The sequence below is a fragment of the Selenomonas sp. F0473 genome, from assembly GCF_000315545.1.
Lineage (GTDB): Bacteria > Bacillota > Negativicutes > Selenomonadales > Selenomonadaceae > Centipeda.
The window spans coordinates 1,965,287-1,978,263 of record NZ_JH992902.1 but is presented as its reverse complement, the minus strand read 5'-3'; the positions used below and the strand labels follow the sequence as shown (position 1 = coordinate 1,978,263).

12 protein-coding genes are annotated in these 12,977 nt (G+C 55.3%); all 12 read right to left on the bottom strand.

What is annotated here, in order from left to right; all coding sequences use genetic code 11:
* Window position 1: 1 nt before the first annotated feature.
* The 12 genes from HMPREF9161_RS09175 to HMPREF9161_RS09125 all read right to left on the bottom strand — a co-directional run bounded on the left by HMPREF9161_RS09175 (window position 2) and on the right by HMPREF9161_RS09125 (window position 12,824).
* Complete coding sequence (locus HMPREF9161_RS09175) at window positions 2–721, bottom strand: amino acid ABC transporter ATP-binding protein (protein ID WP_009729387.1); 720 nt, start codon at window positions 719–721, stop codon at window positions 2–4.
* Window positions 714–1,373, bottom strand: coding sequence for an amino acid ABC transporter permease (locus tag HMPREF9161_RS09170; RefSeq protein ID WP_009729386.1), 660 nt, complete (start codon window positions 1,371–1,373; stop codon window positions 714–716). Before HMPREF9161_RS09170 ends, HMPREF9161_RS09175 begins: the two co-directional genes overlap by 8 nt.
* A 275-nt stretch (window positions 1,374–1,648) precedes the next feature.
* Window positions 1,649–2,632 carry a homocysteine S-methyltransferase gene (mmuM, locus tag HMPREF9161_RS09165; protein WP_009729385.1) on the bottom strand — a complete coding sequence of 328 codons (984 nt, stop codon included), beginning with the start codon at window positions 2,630–2,632 and terminating at the stop codon, window positions 1,649–1,651.
* A gap of 25 nt (window positions 2,633–2,657) precedes the next feature.
* The gene (locus HMPREF9161_RS09160) at window positions 2,658–3,437 is read right to left on the bottom strand and encodes a basic amino acid ABC transporter substrate-binding protein (protein WP_009729384.1); all 780 of its coding nucleotides are present in this window, start codon (window positions 3,435–3,437) and stop codon (window positions 2,658–2,660) included.
* A gap of 67 nt (window positions 3,438–3,504) precedes the next feature.
* Window positions 3,505–4,392, bottom strand: coding sequence for a 4-hydroxy-tetrahydrodipicolinate synthase (dapA, locus tag HMPREF9161_RS09155; protein WP_009729383.1), 888 nt, complete (start codon window positions 4,390–4,392; stop codon window positions 3,505–3,507).
* Window positions 4,393–4,467: 75 nt separating this feature from the next.
* Window positions 4,468–7,389 (bottom strand): insulinase family protein, encoded by a 2,922-nt coding sequence (locus HMPREF9161_RS09150; protein WP_009729382.1) that lies wholly within the window; start codon window positions 7,387–7,389, stop codon window positions 4,468–4,470.
* On the bottom strand, window positions 7,386–7,637 hold the full coding sequence (locus HMPREF9161_RS10105) for a hypothetical protein (protein ID WP_037348727.1): 252 nt from the start codon (window positions 7,635–7,637) through the stop codon (window positions 7,386–7,388). Before HMPREF9161_RS10105 ends, HMPREF9161_RS09150 begins: the two co-directional genes overlap by 4 nt.
* 421 nt (window positions 7,638–8,058) lie before the next feature.
* A complete protein-coding gene (locus tag HMPREF9161_RS09975) occupies window positions 8,059–8,619 on the bottom strand; it encodes a hypothetical protein (protein WP_009729381.1) in 561 nt (186 codons plus the stop codon).
* A 14-nt stretch (window positions 8,620–8,633) separates the two neighbouring features.
* Window positions 8,634–9,728: a hypothetical protein gene (locus HMPREF9161_RS10100; RefSeq protein ID WP_009729380.1), complete on the bottom strand. Its 1,095-nt coding sequence runs from the start codon at window positions 9,726–9,728 to the stop codon at window positions 8,634–8,636.
* A 64-nt stretch (window positions 9,729–9,792) separates the two neighbouring features.
* Window positions 9,793–10,266 (bottom strand): hypothetical protein, encoded by a 474-nt coding sequence (locus tag HMPREF9161_RS09135; RefSeq protein WP_009729379.1) that lies wholly within the window; start codon window positions 10,264–10,266, stop codon window positions 9,793–9,795.
* Window positions 10,267–10,269: 3 nt separating this feature from the next.
* Window positions 10,270–12,462: a hemagglutinin repeat-containing protein gene (locus tag HMPREF9161_RS09915; RefSeq protein ID WP_009729378.1), complete on the bottom strand. Its 2,193-nt coding sequence runs from the start codon at window positions 12,460–12,462 to the stop codon at window positions 10,270–10,272.
* Window positions 12,441–12,824, bottom strand: a complete 384-nt coding sequence (locus HMPREF9161_RS09125) for a POTRA domain-containing protein (protein ID WP_009729377.1) — start codon at window positions 12,822–12,824, stop codon at window positions 12,441–12,443. The genes HMPREF9161_RS09915 and HMPREF9161_RS09125 overlap by 22 nt, the downstream gene beginning before the upstream one ends.
* Window positions 12,825–12,977: the final 153 nt, after the last annotated feature.

Below are 12,977 nucleotides of genomic sequence, written 5' to 3'. Positions count from 1 at the left end.
ACTACAGCACCTTCGAAAGGAATATCTGCGTGCGCTCCTCCTGCGGATGCTCGAACACGTCCCGCGGCACGCCCGACTCGACGATGCGCCCCTCGTCCATAAAGAGCAGGCGGTCGCCCACCTCGCGGGCAAATCCCATCTCGTGTGTGACAACGACCATCGTCATGCCGTCGTTCGCAAGCGCCCGCATGACGTCGAGCACCTCGCCGACCATCTCGGGATCGAGCGCCGAAGTCGGCTCGTCAAAGAGCATCACCTTCGGGTGCATCGCGAGCGCCCGCGCAATCGCGACGCGCTGCTGCTGCCCGCCCGAGAGATTGTCCGGATAGGCGTCCGCCTTTTCCGCCAGCCCCACGCGCGCGAGCAGCCGCCGCGCCGTTTGCTCCGCCTGCACGCGTTCCGTATGACGCACCTTGCGCGGGGCGAGCATGATATTTTCGAGCACCGTCATATGGGGAAAGAGGTTAAAGCGCTGGAACACCATGCCTACCTCTTCGCGCACCTTGTTGATATTCGCTTCGCTCGAGAGCGTGATGCCGTCCACGACGACCTCGCCCGCCGTCGGCTCCTCGAGATGGTTCATGCAGCGGAGCAGCGTGCTCTTGCCTGAGCCCGAGGGACCGATGATGACGACGACCTCCTTCTCCGCAACGGAGAGGTCGATTCCTTTGAGGACCTCGTCCCGGCCGAATGATTTGCGCAGTCCCTTGATTTCAATCATTGACCCGACACCTCCGTTCCAGATACGCGACCAGGCGCGAGATGGTGAGCGTCATCGCGAGATAGATGACCGCAACGCTCAGCCAAATCTCCATCGAACCGTAGGTCTTGGCGATGATGAGCTGCCCGCGGCGCGTCAGCTCCTCGAACCCGATGACCGAGACGAGGGACGAATCCTTCAGCATCGCGATGAACTCGTTGCCGAGCGGCGGAATGACGCGCTTGAACGCCTGCGGCACGATGACGTAGCGCATCGTCTGCATCCACGTCATGCCGAGCGAGCGCCCCGCCTCCATCTGTCCCGCGTCGACGGACTGAATGCCCGCGCGAAAAATCTCCGCCACATACGCGCCGGAGTTGATGCCGCAGGCCGAAATCGCAGCGATGAAAGGATCGATGCGCTGTCCCGTGACCACGGGCAGCGCGAAGTAAAAGAGGAATATCTGCACGAGCAGCGGCGTCCCGCGGAAGAACTCCACATAGACCTCCGCCAGCATAGGGAGCGGACGCAGTTTCGATATCCGCGCCACGGCCACGATCAGACCGACGATAAAGCCGATCGTCGTGGAGAGCACCGTGATCTGTATCGTCACTCCCGCGCCGACCAGCAGCAGCGGGAACGAATTGAACACCAGGTTCATATCAAAATTCATAAGGTCATCTCAATCCAATCATACATTTTATCGCTGTATAAAAACTCAATTTCTATTATACCCTCTAACAAAATGAATAGCAATAACCGTTAATGAAAAATTCGGATAATCTATTGTCATGCCTGGGATTATGGGGAACGGCGGCAGCATCCTGCGAATCAATCCAAATAGGATAAAACCCGCATATTTTTCATATCCCCATACGCCCTCCCGACAGACAAAAAGATTGCCGCATCCAAAGAATCCTCAATGCGGCAATCCTCTTATCAATTTCGCTATGCTTTCGCCCACGCGGCGATGCCCGCGATGTCGCGCGGCGACGTGCGGCAGCACCCGCCGATGAGCCGCGCGCCGGCTGCGCGCCAGCGCCGCGCCCCGGCGGCGAAATCCTCCGCGCTGCCGTGCCACGTCTTATCCGACGCATCGTAGTTCTCTCCCGAGTTCGGGTAGACCACGATCGGCTTGTCCGTCTCCGCGCGGATCGTCCGAATCAATGATTCAACGTACTGCGGCGCCGTACAGTTCACGCCGACCGCCGCGGCCTCCGGCACATCAGCGAGGAAGCGCGCACAGTCCGCGATCGGCGTGCCGTCGGAGATATGCGCCCCGTCGCGGCAGGAGAACGAGAACCATGCGGGAATATGTATCTCCTTTTCGCGCAGCGCCCGCACGATCGCCCGCGCCTCCGTGAGGCACGGCAGCGTCTCGCACGCGAGGAGGTCGGGCTGCCCCTCCGCGAGAAGCGTGAGGCGCTCCGCATGGAATACCGTGAGCGCGTCCTCATCCATGCCGTAATCGCCGCGGTACTCCGAGCCGTCGGCAAGATATGCGCCGTAGGGGCCGACGGACGCAGCGACGAGCGGCTCCCCTCCGATAGTTCCCCGCTGCTCCGCACAGCCCTCTTCCCGCGCCTCCTGCGCGTGGTATTCGTCGGCAAGGATAGTCAAGCAGTAAATATCGCGCGCCTCGCGCGCGATTTCCACAGACCTTACAATGAGCGCGGCGGCCTCTTCCTCCGTAAAGCCCTTTTTCATAAAGCCCTCGACCGTCGCCTGATAGCTCGCGCTCGTCACGACGTCCGCCCCCGCGCGCAGGTAGTCGAGATGAATGTCCCGCACGAGATCGGGGCGCTCAAAGAGTGCCTTCGCCGACCACAGGGCATCGTTCACGGAGAACCCGCGCGCCTCCAGCTCCGTCGCGAACGCGCCGTCCAGTATCAGTACGTCGCGCTCTGCAAGCCGCTGCTCTATCGCGTTCAAAGACGTTCCCCCCTCGCTGCGCCGCTCACTCAGCCGGCGGCTCCTTGCCGAACCATTTGCGGTAGATTTTCGCATACGTCCCGTTTTCCTTAATTGTGCGCAGCCCCGCATTGAGCTGTTCGAGCAGAGCGGCGTTCCCCTTTTTGACGGCAATGCCGAGGTCTTCTTGATTGATCTGCGCGGGCACGACCTTCGCGATGCCCTTGCCCTTGTTCTGCACATAGTATTCGTCTACGGGCGTATCGTTCACAACGGCGTCGACGCCGCCGTTCTGCAAATCCAGGAACGCGTCGGCGATGGTGCTGTACTCGCGCAGCTGCACCGCGGGAATGGTCGCGCCGACCTCGGCGCCCGTCGAGCCGATCGTCACGCCGACCTTCTGGCCGCGCAGATCGTCAAAACTGTCGTAACGCGTTTCATCCGCACGCACGACGATGCTCAGCCCCGCCTTATAGTACGAATCCGTAAAATCTACGGTCTTGGCGCGGTCCTCGCTGATCGTCATATCCGATATCGCGATGTCGAGGTCGCCCGTTTGGAGTGCCGGAATCAGCCCGTCGAAGTTGAGGTTCTTGATCGCGACCTCATGCCCCTGCGTCTCCGCAATCGCGCGGATGATGTCGATGTCGTAGCCGACGTACTCGTGGGACTTCTCGTCTTGGAACCCGAACGGCGCATAGCTCGCATCCGTCCCCACACGCCACACATGCTGTTCCTGCGCCTGATTTACGCCCCCGCATCCCGCTGCAGCAAGAAGCGCCGCGCCCCCGAGAAGCCCCGCGGCAATATATTTTTTGAATATCATACTAAATCGCCCCCATTTCATATGTTTTGCATATCTTACATGAAATGGGGGCGTCTGTCAAACGTTTTTATTTAATTAAATCATGCGCCCGCAGCGCTGCCTCGATTTGAGCGGCGTGCGCGGGTTCGGGTTCCGAGAGCGGCATACGGAGGCCGCCCGTATCGTAGCCGAGCATCCGCATCGCAGTCTTGACGGGGATGGGATTGACCTCGCAGAAGAGCGCGTCGATGAGGTCGGCGTACGAAATCTGAAGCCGCGCGGCGTCGAGGACATTGCCGTCGAAATAATTTTGGCAGATATCGTGCGCGACGCGCGGCGCGACGTTCGAGAGCACGGAGATGACCCCCTGCCCGCCGAGCGAGAGGATCGGCACGATCTGATCGTCGTTGCCCGAATAGAGGACGAGCTCGTCCCCGACCGCCGCGCGCAGGCGCAGGATCGCCGAGAGATCGCCGCTCGCCTCCTTGACGCCGACGATGCGCGGGTGCTTTGCGAGCGCGGCATACGTCTCCGTCCGAATGCACACCCCCGTGCGCGACGGCACATTGTAGAGAATGGAGGGAATGCCGACGCTGTCCGCAATCTTCGCATAGTGCGCGATGAGGCCGTTCTGCGTGCATTTGTTATAATACGGCGTCACGAGGAGCAGCGCGTCCGCGCCGACGCGCTCCGCATACTGCGAGAGCTGCACGGCGTACGCGGTATCGTTCGAGCCCGTCCCCGCGATGACGGGAACGCGCCCCTTCACCTGCGCGGCGGTATAGCGGATGGCCTCCTTATGTTCCTCGTCCGAGGTCGTTGAGGACTCGCCCGTCGTGCCCGTGATGATGATGGCGTCCGTTCCGCCCGCAATCTGGTCTTCAATGATGCGCCCGAGTTCCGGATAGTTGATGCCCGTCTCGGTAAAGGGCGTGATGATGGCGACGCCCGCACCGCGGAAAATAGGCTTCTTCATGGAATACTCCTCCTCAAAATCATCTGCCGCCATTATCCCACGCCCCGCGGGAAATGTCAAAGACTTTGCAGACGCTCAGGCGCGCAGCGCGGGGCGCACCTCTCCGAAGAGCGCCGCGTTCTCGCGTATCTTCTCCTCGCCGCCGAGGACGCAACGCACGTCGGCCCGCATGGCGTCCGCTACGAGCGGCGCGAGCGCGCGGATATCTGCCTGCCGTGCCGTCAGGATTTCGTCGCGCGCACGCTGCCGATCTTCCTGCGTAATGCCGCGCAGATAGAATGTCGCCGCGGTATCCCCCTTCATCTGCGGCGTCAGCGGCGCGTCGACGCCGCTCATCGTGCCGATGATGAACTTGTCCATCTCGCGGTCGGACGCGTCGAACGCGCGGATATAGTCCGCCGTCTCGTCGAATACGCGCAGCGTCTCCGCGAGGTTCGGGTCGCGGTAGGACGCGAGCACCATGAACCCGTTGCGGTTGAACTGCGTCATCGCGCCGTACGCCCCACCCTGCACGCGGATGCGCGTCCAGAAATAATCGTAGCGCAGGAGCGTCTCGAGTACGCGGAGCGCGCCCGTATAGCGGTGCCCGAGCTTGATGAAATTCGCCCCCTTCGCGACGTACTGCACGCGGCTCTGCGTCGTGAGGCCCTCGTTGCGCGCCGCAATCTCCCACGTATAGGGCGCATCCGGGAACCGCGCCGCCGAGAGTTTTTCTTGGAACGCTGCAAGATGCGCCGCAATCTCGTCATATACGGCCGCGGGCGCCGTGATGCCAACCATGAGATGATTGCGGTTAAAGATCTGCGGCAGGATGCGCGCGAATACCTCCCGCATCTCCGCGTGCCGTGCCTCAAAATCCTCCTTGAACGAGGCGAGGAAGTCGTGGAACGGCAGGCCGCCCGCCTCCGCGTAGCGTCCGGACGGCGTCAGATACGCCGCGATGCGCGATGCGACCACTTGATTCGCCGCGCGCTGGAGCGACAGTTCCATGCCCGTCTTCTCTTCGTCGATCAGCTCGCGCACGCGCTTTGCGCCCGAGAAATCGCTCTCGGTCATCATCTCCGCGAGGAGATCGAGGAGCCGCGGGAGATTCTCGCGCAGCGCCTTCGCGCGCACCTTGAGCCGCGGCATGAGAGAATCCGGCTCCCCTGCGCGCGTATAGGCGACGATGTCGGCGCCGATGCCGCCCGTATAGAGGCTCTTTTGCACCGCCAGTTCCGCGTAGCCGCGCCGCGCCGTATCGACCGAACCGAACATCTCCGCGAGGAGGTACGCGTACGACAGATCGCGCTGTGCCACCGCCGCCATCGGGAAGTAGAAATTCAGATAGACGATGCCGTTCGTCTCAATATCTGAGAAGAGTGCCTCCGTCCCCGCAATGTCGCGCACCTCGAGCGGCAGGGGCTCCGCGTCGGGGCGGATGTCCGACCGCGCGAGGATGGGGATCGACGCGAGCGCCTCCTCCGTATCGGGCGCCTCCTGCGCCGCCTTGAGCGCGGCACAGTCGCGGATCACGCCTTCGATTTCCGTAGCGGACATGGCCGCCTTTTTCTCGGCGAGGATCTTTTCCTGCGCCGCCTCGCGCTCTCTGCCGACCGTACGGCTCGGCGCGAGCGTCACGAGTGCTTCGTGCGGGTTTTCAAGGAACGCCTCCCGGATGACCCGCTCGAAATAGCCCTGCTCCAGACCTTCTTTTAACGCGGCAAGCACATCCTCATAGCGCAGGTATGTCTCGGGCGCGCCGTCGTAGAGCCACGTCTTCATCATGCGGATGCCGTAGATGAGCCCCTTGGGCGAGCTGCCGAAATCCGACTCGCGCAGACGGAACTCCAGCGTGTTGAGCGACGCCCGAATGAGTGTATGATCCAGCCCGCCGTCCGCAAGGCGCGTCAGCGTCTCCTTTACCACGCGGACGAATTCGTCTGCGCGCGCCGTCTCCGACTTGCTCACGACGATGCTGAAGAACGGCTGGAGAACGTCGCTCTCATAGTTCGAATCAACGTCCCGCCCGAGCCCCGCGTCGATCAGCGCCTGCCGCAGCGGCGCCCCCTGCATCCTGAGCAGCGCATGGTCGAGGATTTGGAGCGCCGTCACGCGTTTCATATCCGTCGTATCGCCGATGACCCAGCTGAGCGAGAGGAACGCATTTTCCTCAAGCGAATCCTCCGCGCCGATGGGATAGAAATGTTCTTTGACCGCGCGCGATGCGAATGGTGCCTGCCGCTCGATGCGCGAGGGCACGGGGATCCGGTCGAAATGCGAGAGGTAGGCGCTGTCAAGATACGCGAGTTTCTCCTCGATATCGACGTCGCCGTAGAGATAGATATAGCTGTTCGACGGATGGTAATAGCGCGCGTGGAAGTCGAGGAACATCTCGCGCGTGAGCGAGGGGATCGCGTCCGGGTCGCCGCCCGATTCATAGCCGTACGTCGTGTCGGGATAGAGCGCCGCCATGATGCGGCTGCCGAGCAGGTCGTCGGGCGCGGAGAGCGCGCCCTTCATCTCGTTGTAGACGACGCCGCTGTAACGCAGAGGCGCCTCGGCATCGTCCAGTTCGTAATGCCAGCCCTCCTGCATGAGCACCTGCGGATTCTCGCGCATCGCGGGGTAAAATACCGCGTCGAGATAGACGTCCATCAGATTTTGAAAATCGCGCGCGTTGCGGCTCGCCACGGGGTACATCGTCTTATCCGGGAACGTCATCGCGTTGAGGAACGTATTGAGCGAGCCCTTCACCAACTCCACGAACGGCTCCTTCAGCGGATATTTGCGCGACCCGCAGAGCACCGAGTGCTCGATGATATGCGCCACGCCCGTGTCGTCCGTCGGCGGCGTGCGGAAACTGATCGAAAAGACCTTATTGTCGTCCGCCGTCTCTAGGAAAAAAAGACGCGCCCCCGTCTTCTCGTGCCGGAAGGTATGTCCCGTCCCGTTCGCCTCTTTGATTGCCTCCGAATGCAGCAGCCGAAATCCGTGCATGACGTCATCTATCTTCATATATTTTCCTCCTTCGCAGTCCCTGCCATTATATCACAGGGAGGGTGATTCTCAAAACCTCTCGCCGAAGGATACGGCGGGCATTTAAGATATACGGCAAAAGAAAAAGCCGCCCCCATGGCGGCATATTCGATTGTTTTCCTATAAAATTTTTTGGCGGCGAGACGGTCTTTATCTTTATGATATTCGGTTGTGCTCGCTGCATCGCCTCTTGCGGGAACGGAAAGAACGGGCATGAGCCCTTTCATGTTGTAGCCTTCTCCTGCGCCGTACGCGCCGTTTGTGAATTTACGGTAGGAAATCCCTTTGCTGCCCGCGCTGTAGGAGGCGCTGTTCTCTATATTGTCATAGGTAAGGGTTCCCGTCGTGAGTTTGTTCTTATCGGGCGTCGCCTCGCTTGCGATAACGGCGCCCTTGAGGTCGGTGTTCTTCTCTGCGCGAATGTCGAAGCCGTCTGCGCCCGCGTAGATGCCTGCCTGTCCCGTGACGCTCTTCCAGTGGGAGTCGATCTTCCCTTTGCTGTAGGAGGCGCCGATGTCGGGATCGTTGGCATCAATAGGGCTTAGGAAATTTTATATGTTTGATCTGTTATTTTATTTGCTTTGTATAGATATTTATTTCCTGCAAAGTTTAAATCAAAGTAAGTTCATTATGTTTTCTCATATTTTTCTACAACCATTTTAACGCTTCTATCACTTCCCTATCCTTTTTTTCATCGTAATTATATCGTTTCAAATAGCGCTCCATTTTCATCGGCGTCTCCTCTACCTCTTTTTTGAGTTCAAGAAAAATATTTTGATCTTCACTAGATAGGTTTTTTAGATTTATTTTAATCCGTAATTTATCTCCATATGCGTATTGTAATTCCTCTAACGAACTATATGCATTACTCCCATACAGTTCTGGATTATTTTTATAATATACGCTATTCACGACTTTTTCTACGTACTCTCTGAAAGGGGAAATACACAGTTTAGTATACCCACTTGCACCATAAGTATAAATATTGGGATACTCATAGCGATAAGAAAAACAAAATGATTCCAATGAAACCGATTTACCCTTATCCCATAACATATGCTGACTAAACGGCATCTCATAGCGAAAGAATCCCACATATAGGCTATTCCAAGGGTCTTGAATCCTAAAAGGAAATCGGTATAAAAAGGCTATAGAAACACTCAGCAAACATGCTATGATAAGAAAAATAAGCCCTATACGATTTTTCATTTATTGTCTCCATTTTAATTCAATTCATCTAGAGGATACTCTACATCATAAGTTGTTCTATATGCAAACGTCGACCTTGCCCCTGATTGCTGTAAAACATAGGCATCCTTAAAGAAAAATCCACCTAAAAAGGCTTCTTTCAGATCATGATTCCAATTATCCATTATTTCGATTTTTGCCTCTACCTTCTCCTCACCTTTACGTAAAGAAACTATTACTGCCGCCGTCCCCAAGCCAAGAGCGGCATCAAGTCCCTTAGTATAAAAATTATATGAAGTAAAAATTGTTGGAATATCTACACGCCCATTTCTATATATTTCAGTTTCCATCATATCTTTAACGAGTTCCTTATTAAAAGGTGCTTCTCTTAAAACACGATTAACAACAGAATCATGGCCAAATGTTAGGACAGGACACCCATGTTCTGTATACTCTACATCTGTAATACCATGTTCGCTAAATTCTTGATCTAAAAAGACATCTACCAATTCTGCGGCTAACGGTGTTTGACCTAGAAACTTGGCTGTATCGTTCGCAGATTGTAATCTATGTAAAGCGAATGGTATATCTTCTTCAGGGTAATCACCGCCTTCTTCACTTTGTGCACGATACTCTTCATCGAATTGTTTTAACATAGTATCTTCACTATTTTTTCTGATATCTATGGCATGGAAATCAAGTTCCAAGTTCCACTTCGTCCCGCTTGCGGCCGCACTCGCGCCCGCTCCTGCTGTTCCACCAACAGCCTTTGCTGCGGCCGCACCGATGATGGCGCTCACGATTTGTGCCGCGCCGGGATCATGCTTGGCAATCTTGTCAATTTCTTTAATCACGGCTTCGTTGAGGCCTGCCCCCGCGGCGCCCGATGTGAAGCCCGCCCCCGTGATGCTGCTCATGATGCCGCCGATGGCCGCGTGGACAAGTATTTTCGTTCCTTTGCCGTCATCCTTGAGATTATGCGCGAGTTTAAACGCTTCCTCACCGAATACGCCTGCCAGTTCCTGCTGTTCTTCAATTTTCTTCTTGTCAAAGATTCTCCCGAGCTCGGTCAGCGCATTGCTCGTGTCTCTGCTGAGACTGGCCCGGTCTTGATCCCGGTTTTCGCGCACGTCAATACTGCCTAGTACGCTGCCGTACCGAGACAGGTAAATAGATTTTCGGATTAAATTGGTATCAATCGGATATTCCTTGCGCCTTCAAGAAAGCCGCCGTTATGTCCTCTTGCAGCTGATGCCCGATGATAAGAAAATCTTTGAGTTCTTCATAATTACGAAAGACGGGTCTCGTGTGCCTTTTTTCCGGGTTGAACAGAAAGTTCTCTAAATTGGTAAGCCGATCACCGGCATAATACTTCTTGTCTCTCCTAGCATACCACATCAAATCAATCATACCGGATTTTGTCTCTATGTGATACCGAAACTCATAAATCCCGTGCTTGTTTGTCGAGCGAAAGAAGTTTTCGCTCTTCCAAAATTTTACATTTTGATACCCCACCTCCGAAAGAATCTCTAGTACGCGTTGATTATCATAATTTCCGAATCCCTCTTCTACACTGAAATCGTATTGTGCGCAGAGGGACTGATAGCGCTCCACGAAGTTGATGCTGCTTAAAACATCTCTCATTGCGGTGTTCGGAAAACGTTCCATGATCTATTCCTCCCGAAATCTAATTGTAATGCCATATTTATCTCTTGCCAACGCTACATATTCATCAATCCTTTCAAAATTTCGATTGGATGCGGGAATCTCCAAGATCTGCGTGCCGTGCAGTTCTTGTCCGTCTATCTGGTCATATTTGTTCGACCGTATCTTCGTGCCGGGCGGGTATTTATTCTTCAATTCCCGCAGATAAGATTCAAAGGTCTTCATATCTATCATCTCCAGATCCGTCGCTTTGCGCGATACAATCTCTCCTTTCTCCGGATTATAGGAATCGAGCCGCTTCCTATTTTCCAAATTTACTTCATTATACGGATACCATTCCTTTTCGTTTGCCGTGTTATTGAATTTATTCCCTCGTGCCATGGGCGAGTCGTTTAGGAAATAGTCGCGTGCTTCTTTCCAATCGATACGATCGCGCGGAGGGGCGCCCTGTTTTTCCTTTCTGGCAACATAGGTCAGGTAGCCTTCTTCCAACTCCTTTTCTCTGAATTTTCCTGCCGACGTCAGGAGCTTACTTTCTTTTGCGATCTTTTCGGCTTTTGTGAGTATCGGCATCGTTCTCTTTACTATGGACGCTACACCTTTTGCCTGTTTTAGACCGGGGATACTTGTCGCAGCAGCAATAAACCCAGACGTATAATCCCCATCCTTAAACGTATATATGCCTGCGTCTATCAAGCCTGCCGGCGTTCCGATTCCGGGAATAAAACCGGCGGCATCCAGAATGTTATGAATGGATTCTGTATCTTTTTTTGGGGGAGTATCCTTTGGGTTTACATTACTCCCATCATTATCTTTGTCACCTACAGGAGGTTCTATCAACTCCATTGTTTTGAGATCAATCCCCCAAAATTTCTGAGGTCGATATGCTTGAATACCATGAGTGTATGCCCGCTTTAGTACATAATTTCCCCTACCATCAAACTCTCCAATTGGATTATAAGATGATTCCCAGTCCATCTGCTCTCGGAGATATTTGTTATACCCCTTTAAGAATTCATTTGCACTTTCCCCAGTTATACCTTGGTTCATTAGATACTGAACTGCATACTTATAATTTTTTACACTTTCTGATTGAGCATTCAAAGTGTTTGAAAGGGTTGGTTCATGTTCCGCAAAGACATCAGATACACCTTGGAGCAGTCTCAAGACTTCATCTTCAGAAAGCTCTTTGCCATCTTTTCTTTTTAACGTTTTTTGCGCCAATTTATCAAAGTCAAATGCCTCCGGGTGCTCTATGAGAAAGTAGTTCCACTTCGTCCCGCTTGCCGCCGCTGCGGAGCCTGCTGCCGCGTTCCCACCGGCTGCTCTGGCTGCCGCTGCACCGACGATAGCACTGACGATTTGTGCCGCGCCGGGATCATGCTTGGCAATCTTGTCAATTTCTTTAATCACGGCTTCGTTGAGGCCCGCACCTGCGGCGCCCGATGTGAAGCCCGCCCCCGTGATGCTGCTCATGATGCCGCCGATGGCCGCGTGGACAAGGATTTTCGTTCCTTTGCCGTCGTTCGGGAGTTTATGCGCGAGTTTAAACGCCTCTTCTCCAAAGACGCTTGCCAGCTCCTGCTGTTCTTCTATTTTCTTTTTGTCAAAGATTCTCCCGAGCTCGTTCAACGCGTTGCTCGTGTCTCTATTGAGTGCGGAGAGGTCTTGATGCGGGTTTTCGCGCACGTCAATACTCCCCGGGGCAATCGCAGATTTGGTTGTGCTGTCTGCATCGCCTCTCGCGGGAACAGAAAGGACGGGCGTCAGCCCTTTCATGTTGTAGCCTTCTCCTGCGCCGTACGCGCCGTTTGCGAATTTACGGTAGGAGACTCCCTTACTGCCTGCGCTGTAGGAGGCGCTGTTCTCTATATTGTCATAGGTAAGGGTTCCCGTCGTGAGTTTGTTCTTTTCGGGGGTCGCTTCGCTTGCGATAACGGCGCCCTTGAGGTCGGTGTTCTTCTCTGCGCGGATGTCGAAGCCGTCTGCGCCCGCGTAGATGCCCGCCTGTCCCGTGACGCTCTTCCAGCGGGAGTCGATCTTCCCTCTGCTGTAGGAGGCGCCGATGTCGGGATCTTTGACATTGATCTTCCCGCCGGTTACGGATGCGCTGATGTTAAAGCCCGACGAGGAGTTCTTTTCTCTGTAGTCGTCTTTTTCCTGCAGGCTCTCGATATTCAGATTGCCGCCGACGCGCATCTCAACTTTTGATTGAGTTCGCGCAGCAGTGCGTTCACAGCGCTCAGATCCAGTTCCCTGCCCTCGTACCGTTTCGTGATGCGCGTGAGGAAGTTCCATTGATCGCCGTCGGAGCCGCGCAGCGCGATTTCACGGATGGGAAAGGCTCGGCCGCTCGGTTCTGTCTCCGCGGGCTGCGTCCCCTCGTCTCCGGGCGTCAGATGGACCGACGGCTCGAGGCGCCGCGCTTCGCGCTCGGCTTCCCGGCGCCGCGCCTCGTCCAGCTGTTCCTGCCGACTCTCGTCGCCCGGCGCGGCGTGAACGTATCCGCCGCCGAAGCAAATCAACGAGCAAAGCATCATTCCGCAGATCCGACGTTTCATATGGGTTCCTCTCATTCGACTCTATATTACTTTTCTATTTTACAATAATTCTCACGATACAACAATCAGACACAAAAGTCCTAATAATATTCGTCTCCCAGTAATGACGGCGGCTGCGGGCATTCGCGGGAGAAATATTTAAGGAAAAGATAA